Annotated in this window: 22 protein-coding genes; 9 read left to right on the forward strand and 13 right to left on the reverse strand. The window is 67.3% G+C overall.

Annotated features, from left to right (window positions below; genetic code table 11):
• Positions 1-82 precede the first annotated feature (82 nt).
• Positions 83-973: a class I SAM-dependent methyltransferase gene (locus tag KR541_RS02105; protein ID WP_050013175.1), complete on the forward strand. Its 891-nt coding sequence runs from the start codon at positions 83-85 to the stop codon at positions 971-973.
• Between the two features lie 46 nt (positions 974-1,019).
• Here the strand turns inward: KR541_RS02105 and KR541_RS02110 are convergent, their stop codons facing one another.
• Together KR541_RS02110 and KR541_RS02115 are read right to left on the reverse strand one after the other, a co-directional pair.
• Positions 1,020-1,592 carry a DUF1415 domain-containing protein gene (locus tag KR541_RS02110; protein ID WP_050013085.1) on the reverse strand — a complete coding sequence of 191 codons (573 nt, stop codon included), beginning with the start codon at positions 1,590-1,592 and terminating at the stop codon, positions 1,020-1,022.
• A gap of 76 nt (positions 1,593-1,668) precedes the next feature.
• A complete protein-coding gene (locus KR541_RS02115; protein ID WP_050013084.1) occupies positions 1,669-2,289 on the reverse strand; it encodes a TetR/AcrR family transcriptional regulator in 621 nt (206 codons plus the stop codon).
• Between the two features lie 218 nt (positions 2,290-2,507).
• Here KR541_RS02115 and KR541_RS02120 point away from each other — a divergent pair, with 218 nt between their 5' ends.
• The 3 genes from KR541_RS02120 (at position 2,508) to KR541_RS02130 (ending at position 5,991) form a co-directional block, all read left to right on the forward strand.
• Positions 2,508-3,791 (forward strand): MFS transporter, encoded by a 1,284-nt coding sequence (locus tag KR541_RS02120; RefSeq protein ID WP_050013083.1) that lies wholly within the window; start codon positions 2,508-2,510, stop codon positions 3,789-3,791.
• Positions 3,792-3,947: 156 nt separating this feature from the next.
• Positions 3,948-4,553, forward strand: a complete 606-nt coding sequence (locus tag KR541_RS02125) for a nitroreductase family protein (RefSeq protein ID WP_069619473.1) — start codon at positions 3,948-3,950, stop codon at positions 4,551-4,553.
• Positions 4,554-4,740: 187 nt separating this feature from the next.
• Complete coding sequence (locus KR541_RS02130) at positions 4,741-5,991, forward strand: Hsp70 family protein (protein WP_216089328.1); 1,251 nt, start codon at positions 4,741-4,743, stop codon at positions 5,989-5,991.
• A 109-nt stretch (positions 5,992-6,100) separates the two neighbouring features.
• Here the strand turns inward: KR541_RS02130 and KR541_RS02135 are convergent, their stop codons facing one another.
• Positions 6,101-6,304 (reverse strand): cold-shock protein, encoded by a 204-nt coding sequence (locus KR541_RS02135; protein ID WP_006477070.1) that lies wholly within the window; start codon positions 6,302-6,304, stop codon positions 6,101-6,103.
• Between the two features lie 420 nt (positions 6,305-6,724).
• Between KR541_RS02135 and KR541_RS02140 the strand changes: the two genes are divergently transcribed.
• On the forward strand, positions 6,725-8,323 hold the full coding sequence (locus tag KR541_RS02140; RefSeq protein ID WP_050013080.1) for an APC family permease: 1,599 nt from the start codon (positions 6,725-6,727) through the stop codon (positions 8,321-8,323).
• Between the two features lie 118 nt (positions 8,324-8,441).
• Here KR541_RS02140 and KR541_RS02145 read toward each other — a convergent pair whose 3' ends face one another.
• The 7 genes from KR541_RS02145 to KR541_RS02175 form a co-directional block, all read right to left on the reverse strand.
• Positions 8,442-9,233, reverse strand: coding sequence for a DODA-type extradiol aromatic ring-opening family dioxygenase (locus tag KR541_RS02145; RefSeq protein WP_050013079.1), 792 nt, complete (start codon positions 9,231-9,233; stop codon positions 8,442-8,444).
• A 199-nt stretch (positions 9,234-9,432) separates the two neighbouring features.
• Positions 9,433-10,029, reverse strand: a complete 597-nt coding sequence (locus tag KR541_RS02150) for a UbiX family flavin prenyltransferase (RefSeq protein WP_050013078.1) — start codon at positions 10,027-10,029, stop codon at positions 9,433-9,435.
• A 24-nt stretch (positions 10,030-10,053) separates the two neighbouring features.
• A complete protein-coding gene (gene grxD, locus KR541_RS02155) occupies positions 10,054-10,365 on the reverse strand; it encodes a Grx4 family monothiol glutaredoxin (RefSeq protein WP_006477066.1) in 312 nt (103 codons plus the stop codon).
• Between the two features lie 67 nt (positions 10,366-10,432).
• Positions 10,433-11,275: a peptide chain release factor N(5)-glutamine methyltransferase gene (gene prmC / locus KR541_RS02160; protein ID WP_216089329.1), complete on the reverse strand. Its 843-nt coding sequence runs from the start codon at positions 11,273-11,275 to the stop codon at positions 10,433-10,435.
• 7 nt (positions 11,276-11,282) lie between these two features.
• Positions 11,283-12,365: a peptide chain release factor 1 gene (prfA, locus tag KR541_RS02165; protein ID WP_006494405.1), complete on the reverse strand. Its 1,083-nt coding sequence runs from the start codon at positions 12,363-12,365 to the stop codon at positions 11,283-11,285.
• Positions 12,366-12,458: 93 nt separating this feature from the next.
• The gene (gene hemA / locus KR541_RS02170) at positions 12,459-13,757 is read right to left on the reverse strand and encodes a glutamyl-tRNA reductase (protein WP_050013076.1); all 1,299 of its coding nucleotides are present in this window, start codon (positions 13,755-13,757) and stop codon (positions 12,459-12,461) included.
• A 26-nt stretch (positions 13,758-13,783) separates the two neighbouring features.
• Positions 13,784-14,548, reverse strand: coding sequence for a response regulator transcription factor (locus KR541_RS02175; protein ID WP_050013075.1), 765 nt, complete (start codon positions 14,546-14,548; stop codon positions 13,784-13,786).
• A 171-nt stretch (positions 14,549-14,719) separates the two neighbouring features.
• Between KR541_RS02175 and KR541_RS02180 the strand changes: the two genes are divergently transcribed.
• From KR541_RS02180 to KR541_RS02195, 4 genes are all read left to right on the forward strand, one after another.
• Positions 14,720-14,974 carry a DUF1129 domain-containing protein gene (locus KR541_RS02180; protein ID WP_089488127.1) on the forward strand — a complete coding sequence of 85 codons (255 nt, stop codon included), beginning with the start codon at positions 14,720-14,722 and terminating at the stop codon, positions 14,972-14,974.
• Positions 14,975-14,992: 18 nt separating this feature from the next.
• The gene (locus tag KR541_RS02185; protein WP_050013073.1) at positions 14,993-16,807 is read left to right on the forward strand and encodes an aminopeptidase P family protein; all 1,815 of its coding nucleotides are present in this window, start codon (positions 14,993-14,995) and stop codon (positions 16,805-16,807) included.
• A 77-nt stretch (positions 16,808-16,884) separates the two neighbouring features.
• On the forward strand, positions 16,885-17,436 hold the full coding sequence (locus KR541_RS02190) for a cysteine hydrolase family protein (protein ID WP_216089330.1): 552 nt from the start codon (positions 16,885-16,887) through the stop codon (positions 17,434-17,436).
• Positions 17,433-18,056 (forward strand): HAD family hydrolase, encoded by a 624-nt coding sequence (locus KR541_RS02195; RefSeq protein WP_204383643.1) that lies wholly within the window; start codon positions 17,433-17,435, stop codon positions 18,054-18,056. The genes KR541_RS02190 and KR541_RS02195 overlap by 4 nt, the downstream gene beginning before the upstream one ends.
• A gap of 131 nt (positions 18,057-18,187) precedes the next feature.
• On the opposite strand, the gene ettA is transcribed toward KR541_RS02195, so the two are convergent.
• From ettA to gcvA, 3 genes are all read right to left on the reverse strand, one after another.
• Positions 18,188-19,855, reverse strand: coding sequence for an energy-dependent translational throttle protein EttA (gene ettA, locus KR541_RS02200; protein ID WP_050013070.1), 1,668 nt, complete (start codon positions 19,853-19,855; stop codon positions 18,188-18,190).
• Positions 19,856-20,022: 167 nt separating this feature from the next.
• Complete coding sequence (locus KR541_RS02205) at positions 20,023-20,331, reverse strand: DUF3761 domain-containing protein (protein ID WP_050013069.1); 309 nt, start codon at positions 20,329-20,331, stop codon at positions 20,023-20,025.
• 99 nt (positions 20,332-20,430) lie between these two features.
• Positions 20,431-21,348 (reverse strand): transcriptional regulator GcvA, encoded by a 918-nt coding sequence (gene gcvA / locus KR541_RS02210; RefSeq protein ID WP_204383644.1) that lies wholly within the window; start codon positions 21,346-21,348, stop codon positions 20,431-20,433.
• Positions 21,349-21,523 lie beyond the last annotated feature (175 nt).

The following is a 21,523-nucleotide window of genomic DNA, read 5'->3' on the forward strand; positions in this document are numbered from 1 at the left end:
TTTTCGGTAAACTACCGCCATTCCTCACGAATTTCCGCCGCCGGGCCGTGGTCGACCGACCGTGGCCCGGCGGCGCTTCACGATGTCGAACAAGACCCACGAAATCCGCCCGGAGCAGTCCGTCGAGCTGCTGAAGGAACTGCACATCCTCACCCGCGACGGGAAGCTGAACCAGGACAGCCGCCGCAAGCTGAAGCAGGTCTATCACCTGTTCCAGTTCATCGAGCCGCTGCTCGCCGGCGTGCAGGCCGACAAGGGCCACGTGACGCTCGTCGATCACGGTGCCGGCAAGTCGTATCTCGGTTTCATCCTGTACGACCTGTTCTTCAAGCAGCAGCCGGGGCACGGCACACCGGCGTTCGCGTCGCACGTGTACGGCATCGAGACGCGCGAAGAACTCGTCGCGCGCTCGACCGAGCTTGCCGCGCGGCTCGGGTTCGGCGGCATGTCGTTCCTGAACCTGTCGGTCGCCGATTCGATCACGTCGCCGCAACTGCCCGACACGGTCGACGTCGTCACCGCGCTGCATGCGTGCGACACGGCGACCGACGACGCGATCCGCTTCGCGCTCGCGAAGCGCGCGCAGCACATCGTGCTGGTGCCGTGCTGCCAGGCGGAAGTCGCGGGCGTGCTGCGCAGGAACAAGGGCAAGTCGCTCGCGAATGCGCTGACCGAGGTGTGGCGGCATCCGCTGCATACGCGCGAATTCGGCAGCCAGATCACCAACGTGCTGCGCTGCCTGCAGCTCGAGGCGCATGGCTACCAGGTCAGCGTGACCGAGCTCGTCGGCTGGGAGCATTCGATGAAGAACGAGCTGATCATCGCGCAGTACAAGAACCTGCCGCGCCGCAAGCCGGGCGAGCGGTTGAACGAGATCCTCGCGATGTTCGGGCTGGCCGAGCTGAACGAGCGCTTCTTCGTCGCGCAAGCCGCCGCGGCGGGCGACGCCGCCGTCGAGCCGGCCGAAGGCTGACGCGGTCGCGCGGGCATGGCGCCCGCGCCGCGCGTGGCACGCCGCATCACACGTCGTCGCCCGGCCGGCGCATCCATTCGCGCCAGCCTTCGTGGCCGAGGCGGCGCAGCGTTTCCTGATTCTTTTCGTAGATCGCGGACGCGTCCGGGAACGCGTCGACCGCGCGTGCGATGCTGTCCTCGCGCAGCAAGTGCAGGATCGGATACGGTGCGCGGTTCGTGTAGTTCTCGATGTCGTCGGGTTCGGTGCCGTCGAACCGGTATTGCGGATGGAAGCTCGCGATCTGCAGCACGCCGTCGAGCCGCAATTGCCGCACGAGCCGCTCGGCGAAGAACAGCGCATCGTTGTAGTCGACGAAATCGGCGAACGCGTGCGGGTAGATCACAAGCGTCGTATCGACCTGCTGCGGGTCCGCCGCTTCCAGCGCGCGCAGCTCGGTTTCGAGTTCGGCGAGCGCGTCCTCCAGCGTCGTCGCTTCGCTGATCGCGTAGCGCACCTGTTCCTTCACGTAGACGCTTTTCGCGAACGGGCACAGATTGAGCCCGATCACCGCGCGCGCGAGCCAGTGCCGCGTGGCGGCGAGGATGTCGTCGTGCGAATCGGGGCGGGTGTCGGTCATCGTGATACCAGTCGGGCGGAAGGGCGAAGAGGGCCGCATTGTAGCGGGCGCGCCGGGGACGAACGCGCGCGGCCCGTCACGCGCAGGCCGCCTCGATCAATTGCGTGACGAGTGCGGGCGCGGTGCCGATCGGCGTTTCGCCATGCCGGTAGGTCTGGCTGGCCGCATAGATGCCTTCGACCACCAGCGCGAGCGCATCGGCGAGCGCCTTCGGCTGCCGCGCGCCGGCGCCTTCGCACAGCGCGACGAGCCGTTTCATCAGCTGCTCCTTGTTCTGCGCGACGCGTTCGCGCGCCGGGTGCGACGCATCCGGGAATTCGGCGGCGACGTTGACGAACGGGCAGCCGCGATAGTCCTTTTGCGTCGCGCGCTCGGCGAGATCGGCGAAGTACTGGATCAACTGCGCCTTCGGCTGGCCCGGATGCTTCGCGGCGCTCGTGTCGAGCCGCTCGAAGAAGCACGCGTCCATCCGTTCCAGATACGCGAGGATCAGCTCGTCCTTCGACGAGAACTGGCGGTACAGGCTCATCTTGTTGACGCCCGCGCGTTCCACCACCGCCTCGACGCCGACCGTGCGCACCCCTTCCTTGTAAAACAGCTCCTCGGCGGCACGCAGCAGATGCTCCTGCGCGGTGGCGCCGTCGATCGGCCGGCGCGTGCGCCGCGCCAGCGGTTTGGCGACCTCGATGCCCGACATGATGGCCCTCGACTACGTAATGGATTGCTTGACATGTTACCGACTGGTAACTACGATCGCAACACAGTTGTGACCGGTCGGTAACAATCGCGGCCGGATCGACAGACGAATGCCAAGCGTCGGCCCGGGTCAGCCGATGTTGAAATGCGCGGCGGAGGTGGCCTGGTCGGGGCGGCGTGGTGCGATGGCGCCGGAACCGCCAACTGGAGAACGTGAAGATGAACTGGGCAGTGACACGAATCGGCGGGCGCTTCCATTACGGATGGCTCGCGGCGGCGGTGGTATTCCTGATCCTGCTGGCGGCGGCCGGCACGCGCGCGACGCCGAGCGTGCTGATGGTGCCGCTCGAACGCGAGCTCGGCTGGAGCCGCGCGGCGATTTCGCTGGCGATTTCGGTGAACATCGCGTTGTACGGCCTGACGGGCCCGTTCGCGGCCGCCGCGATGCAGCGCTTCGGGCTGCGTCCGACGATCCTCACCGCGCTCGTGACGATGAGCGCGGGCGTCGCGCTGTCGTCGATGATGACGCAGAGCTGGCAGATGGTACTGATCTGGGGGCTGATGGTCGGCTGCTCGACGGGCGTCGTCGCGCTGACGCTGTCCGCGACCTTCGTCACGCGCTGGTTCCATGCGCGGCGCGGCCTCGTGATGGGGATCCTGACCGCGAGCACGGCCACCGGCCAGCTCGTGTTCCTGCCGATGCTCGCGGCGATCGCGCAGCGCCACGGCTGGCGGCCGGTCGTGCTGGTCGTCGCGGTGGCGGCCGCGATCGTGATTCCGCTGGTCGCGTTCCTGCTGCCCGAGCGGCCGGCCGACGTGAAGCTGCGCCCGTACGGCGAGCCGGCCGATACGCCGGCGGCGCCCGATGCGACGAAGGAGAATCCGCTCGCGGTCGCGTTCCGCACGCTGCTGATGGCGAGCCGTTCGCGCGACTTCTGGCTGCTGTTCTTCAGCTTCTTCATCTGCGGCGCGAGCACCAACGGCTATGTCGGCACGCACCTGATCGCGATGTGCAGCGACTACGGGATGACCGAAGTGCAGGGCGCGTCGCTGCTCGCGGCGATGGGCGTGTTCGACCTGTTCGGCACGACGCTGTCGGGATGGTTGTCCGACCGTTACGACAACCGCGTGCTGCTGTTCTGGTACTACGGGCTGCGCGGGCTGTCGCTGATCTACCTGCCGCATGCGTTCGGGATCGATTTCTTCGGGCTGCCGCTGTTCGCGATGTTCTACGGGCTCGACTGGATCGCGACCGTGCCGCCCACCGTGCGGCTCGCTACCGACGTGTTCGGCAAGGCCGCCGCACCGGTCGTGTTCGGCTGGATCGTCGCCGGCCACCAGCTCGGCGCGGCGTTCGCGGCGCTCGGCGCCGGGCTGCTGCGCGCGAGCCTCGGCACCTACACGATCGCGTCGATGATCTCGGGCGGGCTGTGTATCGTCGGCGCGCTGATCGTGCTGCGGATCAATCGCGGCCCGTCGCGCGCGGCCGCGCAGGCGGCCTGAGCGCGGCGGACCGGCCGGCCGCACACGCTGCGGCCGGCCATTGCACGCGCGGCGATTTGCATAGCGCGGCAGGATCGGGCGCGCTGTCGCTCAAGCGGGTATGCTTGCGGTTCGCCGGGCGTTCGCGCCCCTTCATCGATGTCAGCGAGGAACCGCATGTCCGTCAAACCTGCTCCCACCACTGTTTCGATTCACGATCTGATCGCGGGCCGCTGGAGCCCCCGCGCGTATTCGGATGAAGCCGTCAGCGCCGGCGATCTCCACGCGGTGCTCGAAGCGGCACGCTGGGCCCCGTCCGCGTACAACGCGCAACCGTGGCGTTTCATCGTATTCGATCGCACCCAGGACGAAGACGCGTTCAAGCGCGCGTTCGCGACGCTGGTGCCGTTCAACCAGGGCTGGAATGCACCGGCGCCGGTGCTGATCGCGGTCACCGCGCACACGCTGACGCCGAAGGGCGAGCCGGCGCCGACCGCGCTGTACGACGCCGGCGCCGCCGCGATGTCGCTGGTGCTGCAGGCGCACGCGCTCGGCCTCGCCGCGCACCAGATGAGCGGGTTCGACGCGAAGGCATTCCGCGACGCGTTCGCGATTCCGGCGGATGTCGCGATCGTGTCGATCATTTCGCTCGGCCACTACGGCAATGTCGACAAGCTCGATCCCGTGCTGCGCGATCGCGAGAAGGCGCCGCGCACGCGCCACGCGCTCGGCGAAGTCGTCTACGCGGGTGCGTGGAAGAAGAGCTTCGACGCAGCGGCCTGACCCCGCGGGTGGGCAGGCTGCGTCGCGCATCCTGTCCGCGCCCGTTTCCGGCGCGCCACGCCGCGCGCCGTCGCCACCGGCGCCCGTTGCGCGGCCCCGGTGGCCGGCCCCGGTTGTGATCCCGCGGGCTTCATGTTAAAAAGCCGGTCCTTTCCGTTTTCGCGCCGGCCTGCTGCGGCAATTTCCCATGACTTACTGCGCGATCGATTTCGGCACGTCCAATTCGGCCGTGGCGCTGCCCGACGGCGATGGCATGCGCCTCGCGCCCGTCGAGGGCGACCACCTGACGCTGCCCACCGCGATCTTCTTCAACAACGACGAAGAGACGGTCGAATACGGCCGGGCGGCGCTGGCCTCCTATATCGACGGTTTCGACGGCCGGCTGATGCGCTCGATGAAGAGCATCCTCGGCTCGCCGCTCGCGGAAACGACGACCGATCTCGGCGACGGCAGCGCGATCGCGTACACCGAAATCATCGCGCGCTTTCTGACGCACCTGAAGCGCAAGGCCGAAGCGCGTGCGGGCGCGCCGATCGGCCGCGCGGTGCTTGGCCGGCCGGTGTTCTTCGTCGACGACGATCCGCGCGCCGACCGTCTCGCCCAGGATCAGCTCGAGGCGGCCGCGCAATCGGTCGGCTTCGCGGACGTTCACTTCCAGTACGAACCGATCGCCGCCGCATTCGACTACGAATCGCGCCAGCCGGCCGAGCGTCTCGTGCTGGTCGCCGACATCGGCGGCGGCACGTCCGACTTCTCGCTGGTGCGCGTCGGCCCGGGGCGGATGGCGCGGCTCGAGCGCAAGGACGACGTGCTGGCGCACCACGGCGTGCACGTCGCGGGCACCGACTACGACCGGCGTGTCGAGCTGGCGGCGATCCTGCCCGCATTCGGCTACCGTTCGCTCGACCCGGAAGGGCGCGAGCTGCCGAACAAGATCTACTTCGATCTCGCGACCTGGCATCTGATCAACACCGTCTACACGCCGAAGCGCGTCGGCGAGCTGAAGCTGATGAAGCACCTGTACCAGGACGTGCGGCAGTACGACCGGCTCACGAGCGTGGTCGAGCAGCGGCTCGGGCACGCGCTGATGGCGCGTGCGGAAGAAGCGAAGATCGGCGTCGCGGCGGGCGGGGAGACGATGATCGACCTGAACGACGTGGAAGAGGATCTGCTGATCGCATTCGACGCGAATCGCCTCGTCGACGCGAGCCGCGACGATACCGCGCGCATCGTCGACGCCGCGCGCGAGACGGTGCGGCTCGCGGGCGTGGCGCCGCGCGACGTCGGTGCGTTGTATTTCACCGGCGGTTCGACGGGGCTTGCATTCCTGTCCGGCGCGCTCGCCGGTGCGTTCCCGGATGCGCAGCCGGTGTTCGGCGATCGCCTCGCGAGTGTCGCGACGGGGCTCGGCATTCACGCGCAGCGACTGTTCGGCTGAACGGCGGGCGGCTACGGGCCGCCATGCGCCACCATGTAGGACGACCGGCGCGCAAAAACAAAAAGCCCCGCCGAAGCGGGGCTTTTTTACACGAATAATCGCGCCAAGCTTAGACCGGACGGATGTTCGCAGCTTGCAGACCCTTCGGGCCCGTCTTCACTTCGAATTCAACCTTCTGGTTTTCTTGCAGCGTCTTGAAGCCTTCGACGCGGATTTCCGAGAAGTGCGCGAACAGATCGTCGCCGCCGCCTTCCGGGGTGATGAAGCCGAAGCCCTTTGCGTCATTGAACCACTTGACGGTACCGGTTGCCATGTTACTTGTTCCTAAAAAAATAAAACGGGGCCGAGGCCCATGGGGTGCGGAAAATCAAGGAAGGGGTAATAGGACCAACCGGAGTACCGTTGATGGGCGAACTACGAAAGAACCAATTCACTCGCCGCTTGAAATCCTGCGAAGTCCTTTATACGGCTAATCCTTCTGACGGTCAACCGTATTCCCATGCTCTCAGGGTTATTGCGGATATCTGGTTTACAAAGCTTGCAAGCGATGCGAATTTTTTGTAGGGGGCGATCGATTTTGGCGCCACGTTCGAGGTGCAACCGTTAAACTACGCGCCGCGTGGACGGGTTGCCCCGATCGGGTAACCCTCCTCCCCAAGAATGCGTGCGCGGCGCGCTCCGAGCCGATCCCGGATCGCAGGCCGACCATGCTTTTTGAGACACAGGAGAGGATGTGAAGAGTTCTATTCAACGGAACATCGGCCCGTTTGCATTGATGCTGACGGGGCTGGGTTCGATTATCGGCTCGGGTTGGCTGTTCGGTGCCTGGAAGGCCGCGAAGATCGCCGGTCCGGCGGCGATTTGCGCATGGATCATCGGCGCCGTCGTGATTCTCGCGATTGCGCTGACGTATGCGGAACTGGGGGCGATGTTCCCCGAATCGGGTGGCATGGTGCGTTACGCGCGCTACTCGCACGGTTCGCTGGTGGGCTTCATCAGCGCATGGGCCAACTGGATCGCGATCGTATCCGTGATCCCGATCGAGGCCGAAGCATCGATCCAGTACATGAGCACGTGGCCGTATCCGTGGGCGCACGCCCTGTTCGTGAACGGTGAATTACAGACGCTCGGGCTGCTGCTGTCGGCCGTGCTGGTCGTCGTCTACTTCATGCTGAACTACTGGGGCGTCAAGGCCTTCGCGCGGGCGAACACCGCGATCACGATCTTCAAGTTCCTGATCCCCGGCCTCACGATCCTCGGCCTGATGCTGTCGAGCTTCCATTCGGAGAACCTCGGCACCGCATCCAATGCCAGCTTTGCGCCGTACGGCTGGTCGGCCGTGCTGACCGCGGTCGCGACGAGCGGCATCGTGTTCGCGTTCAACGGCTTCCAGAGCCCGGTGAACCTGGCCGGTGAAGCGCGCAATCCGTCGCGCAGCGTGCCGTTCGCGGTGATCACGTCGATCCTGCTCGCACTCGTGATCTACGTGCTGCTGCAAATGGCGTATATCGGTTCGGTGAACCCGGCCGACGTCGCGAAGGGCTGGGAGCACTTCAACTTCTCGTCGCCGTTCGCGGAGCTCGCGATCGCGCTGAACCTGAACTGGCTCGCGATCCTGCTGTACGTCGACGCGTTCATCAGCCCGAGCGGCACCGGCACGACCTACATGGCGACGACCACCCGCATGATCTACGCGATGGAGCGCAACAACACGATGCCGAAGATGTTCGGCAACGTGCACCCGATCTACGGCGTGCCGCGCCAGGCGATGTGGTTCAACCTGCTCGTGTCGTTCATCTTCCTGTTCTTCTTCCGCGGCTGGAGCTCGCTCGCGGCGGTGATCTCGGTCGCGACGGTGATCTCGTACCTGACCGGCCCGATCAGCCTGATGGCGCTGCGCCGTTCGGCGACCGACATCGAGCGCCCGCTGTCGATTCCGCTGATGAAGCTGATCGCGCCGTTCGCGTTCGTATGCGCGTCGCTGATCCTGTACTGGGCGAAGTGGCCGCTGACGGGCGAAATCATCCTGCTGATGATCGTCGCGCTGCCGGTGTATTTCTACTTCCAGGCGAAGTCGGGCTGGACCGGCTGGGGCGCCGACCTGAAGGCCGCGTGGTGGCTGGTCGCATACTTGCCGACGATGGCCGTGCTGTCGCTGATTGGCAGCAAGGAGTTCGGCGGTCATGGCTACCTGCCGTATGGCTGGGACATGCTGATCGTCGCGGCGATTTCGCTGGTGTTCTACTTCTGGGGCGTGAATACCGGCTACCGGACCCAGTATCTCGACGAGCGCGAGTCGCACGACGAGATCCTCGAAGGGGTCGGTGTCTGACGCGTGACCTGTCGCCGGATTCGGCGGCGACAGGATGCAGCGCAAAAAAGCCCGCCCGAGCGCGATGCTCGGGCGGGCTTTTTGCTGACTGGCTCGGCGGTTGCACCGCCGTCCGGGTTCAGGCGTCGGCGTTCGCGAACACGTAGTTCGTCATCGCAAGCACGCGCTGGTACGTGCCGAGCGACTGGATGCCGAGCTGGTAGTCGTCATCCGCCGCGCCGAGCGCCGTGAAGACCGGCAGCAGGTGCTCGTCGGTCGGATGCATCAGCGCCGCGTGCGGCGCCTGCCGGCGATAGTCGAGCAGCGCATCGACGTCGCGCGCGGCGAGTTTCGCCTCGAACCAGTCGGTGAATTCGGCGACGCGCGGGTCCGCATCCTCGGGCGCCGCGCCGAAATCGGCGGCGCGCAGGTTGTGCGTGATCTGGCCCGAGCCGATCACCATCACGCCTTCGTCGCGCAGCGGCCGCAGCGCGCGGCCGAGCGCGAAGTGATGCGCGGCGTTCGCGCGCGGCTGGATCGACAGTTGCGCGACCGGCACGTCGGCTTCCGGAAACATCAGCAGCATCGGCACCCACGCGCCGTGATCGAGCCCGTGTTCGGTCGTCGCGGTCGCGATGCCGGCCGCGTTCAGCAGCGCGGCCGCGCGTTCGGCGACGTCCGGTGCGCCCGGCGCCGGATAGCGGATGTCGTACAGCGCCTGCGGGAAACCGTAGAAATCGTGGATCGTGTCCGGATGCGCGGCGACGCTCGCGACCGGCTGTTGCGTGCCCCAGTGCGCGGACAGCATCAGCACCGCGCGCGGGCGCGGCAACTCGGCGCCGAGGTGCGTGAACGCGCCGGACGGCAGCGCCGGGTCGATCGGCAGTGTCGGGGCGCCGTGGGACAGGTAGAGCGAAGGCAAGCGGTTCATGGTGGTGACCTGCAAAAGGGGTTGCCTGTGACTATAAGCGCGTACCGTGCATTGATAAATCGGCGACCGAGAATTTGATTGACGCTTGTTTGTTGATAATCGTGGCGACGACCGGCGCTCGAATGCGGATTCGCATCCGAAGGTGAGAAATCGATGGAGTTGCAGTGCGAATAGAAGGAGATCCGCGCAGAAGGATGACTTACTGCGCGTGCCGGATGCCGGCCCACGGCGTCGTGAGCGGGGCGCTGAGCGCGAATAGGTCGAGCACGCGCGTGACGGTCTGGTCGACGAGTTCCTCGATCGTCTTCGGCATCGCGTAGAACGCGGGCAGCGGCGGGAAGACGATGCCGCCCATTTCGGTGACGGCGGTCATGTTGCGCAGATGCGCGAGGTTGAACGGCGTTTCGCGCACCATCAGCACGAGACGGCGGCGTTCCTTCAGCGTGACGTCGGCCGCGCGCGTGATCAGGTTGTCGGACAGCCCGTGCGCGACGCTCGCCAGCGTCTTCATCGAGCAGGGCGCGATCACCATGCCGTCGGTCGCGAACGAGCCCGACGCGATCGTCGCGCCGACGTCGCGCACCGAATGCACGACGTCCGCACGGCGTTCGACATCGGCCTTCGGCAGCTTCAGTTCATGCTGGATGTTGAGCCAGCCGGCGTTCGAGATCAGCAGATGCGTTTCGACGCCGCCGGCGGCGCGCAGCAGGTCGAGCAGCCGCACACCATAGATCGCGCCGGTGGCGCCGGTGATCGCGACGATCAGCCGGCGTGGCGGCGCGCTGGGAGATGCCATTGAAAAGGGGACGGGTGCCGCGTGTTAGGCGGCGGCGAACAGTTGCTGCAGTTCGCCCGACTGGTACATCTCCATCATGATGTCCGAGCCGCCGATGAATTCGCCCTTCACGTACAGCTGCGGGATGGTCGGCCAGTTCGAGAATGCCTTGATGCCCTGGCGGATTTCGTCGTCCTCGAGCACGTTGACCGTCTTGAACTGGTCGACGCCGCAGGCCTTCAGCACCTGCACGGCGCGGCCCGAGAAGCCGCACATCGGGAATTGCGCGTTGCCCTTCATGAAGAGCACGACCTGGTTTTCGTCGACGATTTGCTTGATACGTTGTTGGGTGTCCATGACTGACCTTGCGTTTGCGGGGCGTTAGATCGAAATGATAGCGGATTTCAACCGGGCGGGCCGGCCATCAACCCGGCAGGCGGCCGCCGGTCGCGCGTTCGATGGCGGCGAGATCGGCGAGCGATTCGACCGCGACGAAGCCGTGCGACGCCAGGATCGCGCGGACGGCTTCGGCCTGGTCGTAGCCGTGCTCGATCCAGAGCGTGCCGCCCGGTTTCAGATGTGCGCCGGCGCCCGCGACGATCGTGCGGATCGCGCTGAGGCCGTCGGCATCGTCGGTGAGCGCGCCGCGCGGCTCGAAACGCAGGTCGCCTTGCGCGAGGTGCGGGTCGTGCTGCGCGATGTACGGCGGGTTGCTGACGATCGTATCGAACGCGAGCGCGGGATCGAGCGCCGCGTACCAGTCGCTCTGCAGCCAGTGCAGCGGGCCGCCGGGGCGCCGCGCGTCGAGCAGTTTGTCGGCGTTGCGTTGCGCGACCGCGAGCGCGGCCGGCGAACGGTCGAGCGCCCAGACGCGCGCATCGGGACGCTCGGCCGCGATCGACACGGCGATCGCGCCGCTGCCGGTGCCGAGGTCGAGCACGGCGGCATGCGGCAGCCCGCCGATCGCGTCGAGCGTGGCTTCGACGAGCAGCTCGGTTTCGGGGCGCGGGATCAGCACGTCGGGCGTCACGTCGAACGGGCGGCCGAAGAACTCGCGCATCCCGACCAGTTGCGCGACGGGCTCGCCGGCGACGCGGCGTGCTTCCAGTGCGCGGAAGCGTTCGACCGCGGCGTCGTCGAGCGGCGCGTCACCGCGCGTGATCAGCTGCGTGCGGGTCCAGCCGAGCGCATGCGCGAGCAGCACGCGCGCATCGACCGGATCGAGCGGCGATGCGCGTAGCAGCGCGTCGGCGGTGGTGTCGGACATCGCGGCCTCAGTCGGCTTCGCCGAGCGACGCGAGCAACTCGGCCTGATGCTCGGTGACGAGCGCGCCGATCAGTTCGTCGAGATCGCCGTCCATGATCGCCTCGAGCCGGTACAGCGTCAGGTTGATCCGGTGGTCGGTCATCCGTCCCTGCGGGAAGTTGTACGTGCGGATGCGCTCCGAGCGGTCGCCGGAGCCGATCAGGCTCTTGCGCGTCGCGGCTTCCTTCGCATGCTGCTCGTGATACTGCTTGTCCTTGATGCGCGCGGCGAGCACCTTCAGCGCGCGATCCTTGTTCTTGTGCTGCGAGCGGTCGTCCTGGCATTCGACGACGATCCCGGTCGGGATGTGCGTGACGCGCACCGCCGAATCGGTCTTGTTGATGTGCTGGCCGCCCGCGCCGGACGCGCGGAACGTGTCGATGCGCAGGTCGGCCGGATTGATCTCGACCTCGCCGATTTCGTCCGCTTCCGGCATCACGGCGACCGTGCACGCGGACGTATGGATGCGCCCTTGCGTCTCGGTGGCCGGCACGCGCTGCACGCGATGGCCGCCCGATTCGAACTTCAGGCGCGAATACGCGCCCTGGCCCGCGATCCGCACGATCACTTCCTTGTAGCCGCCGAGATCCGACGCGCTCTCCGACATCATTTCGACCTGCCAGCGCTGGCGTTCCGCGAAGCGCAGGTACATGCGCAGCAGGTCGCCCGCGAACAGCGCCGATTCGTCGCCACCCGTGCCCGCGCGGATTTCGAGGAAGATGTTGCGGTCGTCATTCGGATCCTTCGGCAGCAGCATCTTCTGCAGCTCGGTCTCGAGGCGCGCCATGCCTTCGCGCGCGCTGCGGATCTCGTCTTCCGCGAAATCGCGCATCGACGGATCGGCGAGCAGCTCCTGCGCGGCCGCCTCGTCGCTGCGCGATTGGCGCCATAACGCGTATTGCTCGACGACCGGGCCGAGTTCCGCATGTTCGCGTGTCAGCTTGCGGTACTGGTCGAGGTCGGCCGTGACGTTTTCGCGGCTCAGCAGGTCGTTCAGTTCGGCCAGCCGTGTGGACAGCTGGTCGAGCTTGCGTTGCATGCTCGTCTTCATGGTGTGGAGCGGCGCTCCCGGGCAAGGGGTATTCGGAAAGGATAGGCCGGCGGCAGGACAACGACCGGCCGGCGGCAGGGCGACCGGGCGGCGCTAGTGGCCGGATGGGTCGTTCGAGCGCGGCGCGTGCTGGTAGAAGCCGCGCATCAGGTCGATCAGCGAATCGCGATCGGCGCCGTTGACGCGGTTGAGCGCGCTCGTCGGGCCGTGGATCAGCTTGTTGGTCAGCGCCTGCGACAGCGCTTCGAGCACCGCAGCCGGATCGTCACCGCGCGCGAGCAGCTTCTGCGCCTTCTCGACTTCGGCCCGTCGCAGCGCGTCCGCCTGCGTATGCATGTGACGGATCACCGGCACGACGCTGCGCGTGTCGAGCCATTGCATGAAATTCTGCACGCGCGTCTCGATGATCGCTTCGGCCTGTGCGACCGCGGCCTGGCGCGATGCGTTGCCCTCGCGCACGATCGCGCCGAGATCGTCGACGGTGTAAAGGAACACGTCCTTCAGCTTGCCGACTTCGGGCTCGATGTCGCGCGGCACCGCGAGGTCGACCATGAAGATCGGCCGGTGGCGGCGCGCCTTCACCGCGCGCTCGACCGCGCCGAGGCCGATGATCGGCAGCGTCGACGCGGTGCACGACACGATGATGTCGAATTCGTGCATGCGCGTGGGCAGGTCGGCCAGCGGCATCGCGCGGCCGTTGAAGCGTTCGGCGAGCCGCTGGCCGCGTTCGGCCGTGCGGTTCGCGACGACGAGTTCGCGCGGGCCTTGCGCGGCGAAGTGCGTCGCGCACAGCTCGATCATTTCGCCGGCGCCGATGAACAGCACGCGCTGATCCGACACCTTTTCGAAGATCCGCTGCGCGAGGCGCACCGCGGCGGCGGCCATCGACACCGACTGCGTGCCGATTTCGGTCGTGCCGCGTACTTCCTTCGCCACCGCGAACGTGCGCTGGAATAGCTGGTTCAGGTAGGTGCCGAGCGCGCCCGCTTCGGTCGCGGTGCGAACGGCATCCTTCATCTGGCCCAGAATCTGGGTTTCGCCGAGCACCATCGAATCGAGGCCAGACGCGACGCGAAACGCGTGCCGGACCGCTTCCGACTGCGGCAGCGCATAAACGTGCGGCGCGAGCTCGTCGACCGGAATCCGGTGATATTCCGACAGCCAGCGAAGCGCGCCTTCGCGGGCCGCGCGATCGTCGGTCGCGCAATACAGTTCGGTGCGGTTGCAGGTGGAGAGGATCGCCGCCTCGGGCGTATTCGGCGCCTGCGGGCCGAGAAACACGTTCTTGAACGTGACGAGAGCCGGTTTGATTTGCTCGAGCGGAAACGCCACGCGTTCGCGCAGGGCGACAGGCGCAGTGTGATGGTTGATTCCGATCGTGAGGAGTTGCATATCGAGGGCTATCGTTTAGCCCCATATTATAGCGTTTCAGTGATTTCCTCACTGGCTGCATACCGGGCATCGGCGTGGCGGGGCCGCGAATTTGGGGGTTCGATCGGCACGCGGTCGAGCTGATAGCCGAAGCCATAGAGCGGCAACAGCCGGTAGCCGCGCTCCGGAAGCAGCTGCAATTTGCTGCGCAGCCGGGACGCGTGCGTGTCGAGCGTGCGCGACTTCATGTCGCGGCGGCGGCCCCATACCGTTTCGAGGATATGGGCGCGCGACACGGGCCGCGACACGTTCGTGAGCAGCAACTGCGCGAAACGGAACTCCTTCGGCGTGAGTGAAACGATTGCGTCGCCGAAACGCACGAGGCAATGCGTGGTGTCGAATGCGTATTCGCCATACGTTTCGCGCGAGCGGGCGGGTGCGCGCCGTACGCCCGCGCGCCGGCTTAGCGCGTTGACGCGCGCGAGAAACTCGGGCCCGCTCACGGGGCGCACGAGGCAATCGTCGGCGCCCGCGTGCAGGCACGAGACGATTTCGCTTTCGCGCGCCGACTGCATCATGGCAATGGCCGGCAGCCCGGGCAGGACCGCCTGCGCGCGCGGAATGACTTCCTGCGCCGGCTGGTCGCCGGCCCAGTGGCCGGTGACCAGCATGTCGCAGGTGTTGTCGGCGGCGAGCCATTCGAAGAATGCGGTGCTGGACGGAAACGCATGGCACACATGACCGCCCGCGAAGAGCAGGCGGTTCAGGAGTGCGCTATGACGCGACTCCGGATCGATCAGAGCGATTCGCATGACGATTTCTTCAATACGGCAGCCGGTGTGCGCTTGCCATAACGTCGAGTCGGCCCCTACACTCGAACGTTCGCGGCGCCCGGCTGGTCTCGGGTTCGATGGATGAATCGATGCTAGCCGCTGGCAACGTTCACGCCTATGGGACGAATCTGAATTTATAGAAGGCGTTGAATGAACTGGTTTGGAATCCTTGTCCTGGGAGCGGCCGTCGGGCTGTTCGGCCGCTGGCTGCATCCGATGCGGCGCACGCGTCGGCCGGCGTGGTGGATCGCGGTGCTCGTCGGCATCGTGGGCGCGGCCGCCGCCCGCATGGTCGGCAATCTCTCGGGACTGTTTTACGATGGCGAGACGCTCGAATGGCCGGTCTGCACCGGCGTCGCGTTCCTCGCCGTAGCCGTGACGGTCGCGCTGTCGGCCCGTCGCTGAATGCTCTCAGGTGAAATCATGAATGCCCGTCTCCCCGAAGTCTCGCCGGTGCCGGCCCGTCTCGCGCTGCTGCGTGACGCGATGGCCCGCGAGAACCTGGCCGCCTATCTCGTGCCGTCCGCCGATCCCCATCTGTCCGAATACCTGCCGGAACGCTGGCAGGCGCGCCGCTGGCTGTCGGGTTTCACGGGCTCGGTCGGCACGCTGGTCGTGACCGCGGAGTTCGCGGGGTTGTGGGTCGACAGCCGCTACTGGGTGCAGGCCGACGCCGAGCTGGCGGGCACGGGCGTGCAACTGATGAAGATGACGGGCGGGCAGCAGAGCGCACCGCACGTCGACTGGCTCGCGCAGAACGTGGCGACCGGCGCGACGGTCGGCGTCGACGGCGCCGTGCTCGGCGTCGCGGCCGCGCGCGGGCTGACGGCCGCGCTGAGCGCGCGCGGCATTGCGCTGCGCACCGACGTCGACCTGCTCGACGCGATCTGGCCGGAGCGGCCGGGGCTGCCCGCCGACGCGGTGTTCGAGCACGTGGCGCCGCAGGCCGACACGACGCGCGCGAGCAAGCTGGCCGACGTGCGCCGCGCGATGCACGCGCAGGGCGCGCAATGGCACTTCGTGTCGACGCTCGACGATCTCGCGTGGCTGTTCAACCTGCGCGGCGCCGACGTCAACTTCAATCCGGTGTTCGTTGCGCACGCATTGATCGGCGCCGATCGCGCGACGCTGTTCGTCGCCGACGGCAAGGTGCCGCCGGCGCTGGCCGCGTCGCTCGCGCGGGATGGCGTCGACGTCCGCGCGTACGACGCCGCGCGTGCGTCGCTCGCGGCGCTGCCCGACGGCGCGACGCTGCTGATCGACCCGCGCCGCGTGACGTTCGGCACGCTCGAGGCCGTGCCGGCCGGCGTGAAGCTCGTCGAGGCCGTGAATCCGTCGACGTTCGCGAAATCGCGCAAGACGTCCGCGGAGATCGAGCACGTGCGCGTGACGATGGAGCACGACGGCGCCGCGCTCGCGGAGTTCTTCGCGTGGTTCGAACAGGCCGTCAATCGCGAGACGATCACCGAGCTGACGATCGAGGAAAAGCTCACGGCCGCGCGCGCCCGGCGCCCCGGCTACGTGTCGGCGAGCTTCGCGACGATCGCCGGCTTCAACGCGAACGGCGCGATGCCGCACTACCACGCGACGCGCGAGTCGCACGCGACGATCGTCGGCGACGGCCTGCTGCTGATCGATTCGGGCGGCCAATACATGACGGGCACGACCGACATCACGCGCGTCGTGCCGGTCGGCACCGTCAGCGACCTGCAGCGGCGCGATTTCACGATCGTGCTGAAGTCGATGATGGCGCTGTCGCGCGCCCGCTTCCCGCGCGGCATCCGCTCGCCGATGCTCGACGCGATCGCCCGTGCGCCGATGTGGGCGGCCGGGCTCGACTACGGCCACGGCACCGGGCATGGCGTCGGTTACTTCCTGAACGTGCACGAAGGCCCGCAGGTCATCTCGCACTACGCGCCGGCCGAGCCGTACACGGCGATGGAAGAGGGGATGATCACGTCGATCGAGCCGGGCGTGTACCGTCCGGGCCAGTGGGGCATCCGGATCGAGAACCTGGTCGTGAACCGGGCGGCCGGGAAGACGGAGTTCGGCGATTTCCTCGCGTTCGAGACGCTGACGCTGTGCCCGATCGACACGCGCTGCGTGCTGATCGAGATGCTGCACGACGAAGAGCGCGCGTGGCTGAACACGTATCACGCGACGGTGCGCGAGCGTGTCGGCCGGCACCTGGGCGGCGACGCGAAGGCGTGGCTCGACGCGCGCACGCAGCCGATCTGATGCAACGCGCGGCAACGGCCGGATGGCGATTCGGTCAAGATCGAACGACGGCCGGACGATAACAGCGAGGGCAAGCAATGGCGGATACGGCGGTGATCGTGGTCGACATGCAGCGCGGGCTGGTGGAGCGGGCGCGGCCCGCGTACCGGCTCGACGACGTGGTGTCGGGCATCAACCGGTTGACGGCGGCGGCGCGCGCGGCGAACGCGCCGGTGTGCTTCGTGCAGCACGACGGCGACGCGGACGACGACGTCGTGCCCGGCACGCCGGGCTGGGAACTGCATGAGGGGCTGGTCGTCGGCCGCGACGACTGGCGCGTGCGCAAGCAGGCGAGCGACGCGTTCCACGACACGCCGCTGGCGGCGCAGCTCGATCGCCACGGCATCCGTTCGGTACTGATCTGCGGCTATGCGACCGAGTTCTGCGTCGATTCGGCCGCGCGCCGTGCCGCGCTGCTCGGCTATCGGACGACCGTCGTGTCCGACCTGCACACGACGAACGAGCGCGCGCACCTGTCGGCGGCGCAGATCGTCGCGCACCATCAGTTCATCTGGAGCAACAATTCGCTGTCGGGCAACGCGGTGACGCCGCGTCCGCTCGCGGACGTGCTCGCCACGGAGTTCGCATGACGATCAAGGCAGTGGTGTTCGATTTCGGCGGCGTGCTGATCGACTGGAGCCCCGAGTACCTTTACCGTCAGCTGATTCCCGATGCCGCCGAGCGGCGCTGGTTCCTCACGCACGTGTGCGCGATGGACTGGGTGGTCCGCCAGGACGGCGGCCAGACGATCGAGGAAGGCACGGCCGAACTCGTCGCGAAGTTTCCGGAGCACGAAGCGCTGATCCACGCGTTCTACGCGCGCTGGCACGAGATGATCGGCGGCGTGCTCGACGAAGGCGCGGCGCTCGTCGACCGGCTGGACGCGCAGGGGATGCCGCTGTTCGGGCTGACGAACTGGTCCGCGCAGACGTTTCCGTATGCATGGGACAACTTCCCGGTGCTGCGCCGCTTCAAGGACATCGTCGTATCGGGCCGCGTGAAGCTCGTGAAACCCGATCCGGCGATCTACCGCGAGATGCATGCGCGGATCGATCCACACCTGCCGGGAATCGCGCCGCACGAGCTCGTGTTCATCGACGACAACGCGCACAACGCGGCGGCCGCGACGGCGCTCGGCTGGCATGGCATTCATCACACGAGCGCGGCGGCGACCGAAGCGCGGCTGCGCGAACTGGGCGCGCTGGTGTAAGCGGCGGGGAAGCCACGCGGGATCAAAAAAGCGAGCCAAGGGCTCGCTTTTTTGATCGTGCGGTTCCGGAAGCGGCCCCGTTCGGCGCCGGCCCCGCGTGATCGCGGCGCCGGGCGCCCGGGCCGCGCCGCTCAGCGGCTGATCGGCTTGTAGCGCAGACGCTTCGGCTTCGCGGCTTCCTCGCCGAGGCGCGCACGCTTGTCGGCTTCGTACTCCTGGTAGTTGCCGTCGAAGAACGTGACCTGCGAATCGCCTTCGAACGCAAGGATGTGCGTCGCGATCCGGTCGAGGAACCAGCGATCGTGCGAGATCACCATCACCGAGCCCGCGAATTCGAGCAGCGCGTCTTCCAGCGCACGCAGCGTTTCGACGTCGAGGTCGTTCGACGGTTCGTCCAGCAGCAGCACGTTGCCGCCCGAGATCAGCGTCTTCGCGAGGTGCAGGCGCCCGCGTTCGCCGCCGGACAGGTTGCCGACGACCTTCTGCTGGTCGCCGCCCTTGAAGTTGAAGCGGCCGATGTACGCGCGCGACGGCGTTTCGTACTTGCCGACCGTCAGCACGTCGGCGCCGCCCGAGATTTCCTCGAACACCGTCTTCGAACCGTCGAGCGCGTCGCGGCTCTGGTCGACGTACGCGAGCTTCACCGTCGGGCCCATCACGACTTCGCCCGAATCCGGCTGTTCCTTGCCGGTCAGCATCTTGAACAGCGTCGACTTGCCGGCGCCGTTCGGGCCGATGATGCCGACGATCGCGCCGGCCGGGATCTTGAAGCTCAGGTTGTCGATCAGCAGGCGGTCGCCGAACGACTTGCTGACGTTCTTGAACTCGATCACTTCGTTGCCGAGGCGTTCGCCGGCCGGAATGAAGATTTCCTGCGTTTCGTTGCGCTTCTGGTATTCCTGGCTGCTCAGCTCCTCGAAGCGCGCGATACGCGCCTTCGACTTCGCCTGGCGGCCCTTCGGGTTCTGGCGCACCCACTCCAGTTCCTTCTTGATCGCCTTCTGGCGTGCCGATTCCGACGCTTCTTCCTGCTTCAGGCGCTCTTCCTTCTGGTCGAGCCAGCTGCTGTAGTTGCCCTTCCACGGAATGCCGTGGCCGCGGTCGAGTTCGAGAATCCACTCGGCCGCGTTGTCGAGGAAGTAGCGATCGTGCGTGACGGCGACCACGGTGCCCGGGAAGCGCACCAGGAACTGCTCGAGCCAGTCGACCGATTCGGCGTCGAGGTGGTTGGTCGGTTCGTCGAGCAGCAGCATGTCGGGCTTTTCGAGCAGCAGCTTGCACAGCGCGACGCGGCGCTTTTCGCCGCCCGACAGGTGCTCGATCTTCGCGTCCCACGGCGGCAGGCGCAGCGCGTCGGCGGCCACTTCGAGCTGCTGCTCGGGGCTGCCGCCGTCGCTCGACGCGAGGATCGCCTCGTACTTCGCCTGCTCGGCCGCGAGCGCGTCGAAGTCGGCGTCCGGCTCCGCGTACGCCGCGTAGATCTCTTCCAGCTTCTTGTTGGCCTGGAACAGGTCGCCGAGGCCTTCCTCGACGGCTTCGCGCACGGTCTTCGTCGGGTCGAGCTGCGGTTCCTGCGGCAGGTAGCCGATGTTCAGGTTCGGCATCGGCGTGGCTTCGCCTTCGATGTCCTTGTCGACGCCCGCCATGATGCGGATCAGCGTCGACTTGCCCGAGCCGTTCAGGCCGAGCACGCCGATCTTCGCGCCGGGAAAGAACGACAGCGAGATGTCCTTCAGGATCTGGCGCTTGGGCGGCACGATCTTGCCGACCCGGTTCATCGTGAAAACGTATTGGGCCATTTCGGTGTGAAAGTCAGAAGTGGTTGAGACGGCCGCGCAGCGCGCGCGTGGCGGCGTCGGGTGATTCGGTACGGAGCGTGCCGCGCGGAGCGCGGCGGTGCGAGCGCGTATTGTACTTCGCCGCCGGCTGCCGCTGGCGCGGCGCAGGCCATTCGGCCGACCCGCGCTCACAGCCACGCGGCGACGCCGCCGTGCCCCGAGCACGTGCCGCGCCGGTGGCGGCTGAAGCTGTACGTGCCGTCGCGGCAGCGCGCGCTCGCGCCGTCCGGCACGCGGCCCGATTTCGAATGCGCGGGCGCATGCACGGTTTCGCCGTCGCGGTTGCGATACGTGTCGTGACGGTCGAGATCGGCTTCGTTGCCGTAGCCGGGCGGCGCGCGATAGGCGTGGGCGGAAAGGGGCAACGCGGCGCCCGCGACGAACAGCGCGGCGGACAGGGTCGCGACATGGGTCGCGCGGCGGAGCAGGGCATGCATGGTCTCTCTCGTTTCCTTCGTTGTTGTCGATGCCGGGCGATGTCGGACCAATCGCCCGCGCCGCATGTTAGCGGATCGGCGCCGGGTGCCCGCACGACGCTACGCCGCGCCGGACATCGACGCCGCGCCATCGGCCTGCGCGGCGTCGAGAATCCACCGGCGGAACACTGCAACCTTCGGCCGTTCCGCGTGATGCGGCGGATAGACGAGGTAGTACGCGAAATCGTCGAGCCACGCGACGTCGGCAAGCTGCACGAGCCGGCCGCTCGCCAGCTCGCCGCGCACCATCGCGGCCGGCAGCAGCCCGGCGCCCTGGCCCGCGACGATCGCCTGCAGCAGCAGGCCCGAGTCGTCGAACGCGGGGCCGCGCGGCGGGCCGAAATCGTCGATCCGCTGCGCGCCGAACCAGATGTGCCAGCCCTTGCGTTCGGCGTCGTGCAACTGCGGCCAGCCGACGAGTTCGGCCGGCGCTGCCGGCATGCCGAGCCGCGCGACGAGTTCCGGCGACGCGAGCGCGACGATTCCCACCGTCAGCAGGCGTTCGCTGCATAGCCCGATGTAACGCCCGAGGCCGTGACGGATCGCGACGTCGACGCCGTCGCGCGCGAAGTCCGCGAGCGCGTGGCTCGTGACGACCTGCAGATCGACGTCCGGGCACGCCTGCCGGAACTGCGCGAGGCGCTGCACGAGCCACGCGGACGCGAAGAACGGCGTGACGCTCACCGTCAGCACGCCGCTGTCGGCGGCGCCCGACACGCGCTGCGACGCATCGGCGATCTGCCGGAACGCATTGCGCACGGGCGGCAGGTAGTCGCGGCCGGCGGCCGTCAGCAGGATGCCGCGGTTCACGCGCTCGAACAGCTGCACGCCGAGATGCGTCTCGAGCGTACGGATCATCTGGCTCACCGCGCCGGGCGTGACCGACAGCTCCTCGGCGGCCGACTTCACCGACAGGTGGCGGGCGGCGGCTTCGAAGGCGCGCAACGCATTGAGCGGCGGCAGGCGGGAGCGGTTCATTCAGTTTTTCTAAAGCGAAAGCTCGACGAAATATCGTTTGAGACGACGCGTACGCGCGAGTACCGTTGACGCATCGGATCGCATGTTTCGCGGCTGCCTGTCGGCGGCCGATGCGATCAACATAGTTCAACTATATCCACGGGGCAATCCGGACGCCGCCCGGCAGCCGGTGGAA

Source organism: Burkholderia sola, assembly GCF_905400185.1.
Taxonomy (GTDB): Bacteria; Pseudomonadota; Gammaproteobacteria; order Burkholderiales; family Burkholderiaceae; genus Burkholderia; species Burkholderia sola.

Coding starts and splice junctions, on each gene's coding strand:
- KR541_RS02105 (WP_050013175.1), top strand. CDS start 83: ATGTCGAACAAGACCCACGAAATCCGCCCGGAGCAGTCCGTCGAGCTG.
- KR541_RS02110 (WP_050013085.1), bottom strand. CDS start 1,592: ATGACCGACACCCGCCCCGATTCGCACGACGACATCCTCGCCGCCACG.
- KR541_RS02115 (WP_050013084.1), bottom strand. CDS start 2,289: ATGTCGGGCATCGAGGTCGCCAAACCGCTGGCGCGGCGCACGCGCCGG.
- KR541_RS02120 (WP_050013083.1), top strand. CDS start 2,508: ATGAACTGGGCAGTGACACGAATCGGCGGGCGCTTCCATTACGGATGG.
- KR541_RS02125 (WP_069619473.1), top strand. CDS start 3,948: ATGTCCGTCAAACCTGCTCCCACCACTGTTTCGATTCACGATCTGATC.
- KR541_RS02130 (WP_216089328.1), top strand. CDS start 4,741: ATGACTTACTGCGCGATCGATTTCGGCACGTCCAATTCGGCCGTGGCG.
- KR541_RS02135 (WP_006477070.1), bottom strand. CDS start 6,304: ATGGCAACCGGTACCGTCAAGTGGTTCAATGACGCAAAGGGCTTCGGC.
- KR541_RS02145 (WP_050013079.1), bottom strand. CDS start 9,233: ATGAACCGCTTGCCTTCGCTCTACCTGTCCCACGGCGCCCCGACACTG.
- KR541_RS02150 (WP_050013078.1), bottom strand. CDS start 10,029: ATGGCATCTCCCAGCGCGCCGCCACGCCGGCTGATCGTCGCGATCACC.
- grxD (WP_006477066.1), bottom strand. CDS start 10,365: ATGGACACCCAACAACGTATCAAGCAAATCGTCGACGAAAACCAGGTC.
- prmC (WP_216089329.1), bottom strand. CDS start 11,275: ATGTCCGACACCACCGCCGACGCGCTGCTACGCGCATCGCCGCTCGAT.
- prfA (WP_006494405.1), bottom strand. CDS start 12,365: ATGAAGACGAGCATGCAACGCAAGCTCGACCAGCTGTCCACACGGCTG.
- hemA (WP_050013076.1), bottom strand. CDS start 13,757: ATGCAACTCCTCACGATCGGAATCAACCATCACACTGCGCCTGTCGCC.
- KR541_RS02175 (WP_050013075.1), bottom strand. CDS start 14,548: ATGCGAATCGCTCTGATCGATCCGGAGTCGCGTCATAGCGCACTCCTG.
- KR541_RS02180 (WP_089488127.1), top strand. CDS start 14,720: ATGAACTGGTTTGGAATCCTTGTCCTGGGAGCGGCCGTCGGGCTGTTC.
- KR541_RS02185 (WP_050013073.1), top strand. CDS start 14,993: ATGAATGCCCGTCTCCCCGAAGTCTCGCCGGTGCCGGCCCGTCTCGCG.
- KR541_RS02190 (WP_216089330.1), top strand. CDS start 16,885: ATGGCGGATACGGCGGTGATCGTGGTCGACATGCAGCGCGGGCTGGTG.
- KR541_RS02195 (WP_204383643.1), top strand. CDS start 17,433: ATGACGATCAAGGCAGTGGTGTTCGATTTCGGCGGCGTGCTGATCGAC.
- ettA (WP_050013070.1), bottom strand. CDS start 19,855: ATGGCCCAATACGTTTTCACGATGAACCGGGTCGGCAAGATCGTGCCG.
- KR541_RS02205 (WP_050013069.1), bottom strand. CDS start 20,331: ATGCATGCCCTGCTCCGCCGCGCGACCCATGTCGCGACCCTGTCCGCC.
- gcvA (WP_204383644.1), bottom strand. CDS start 21,348: ATGAACCGCTCCCGCCTGCCGCCGCTCAATGCGTTGCGCGCCTTCGAA.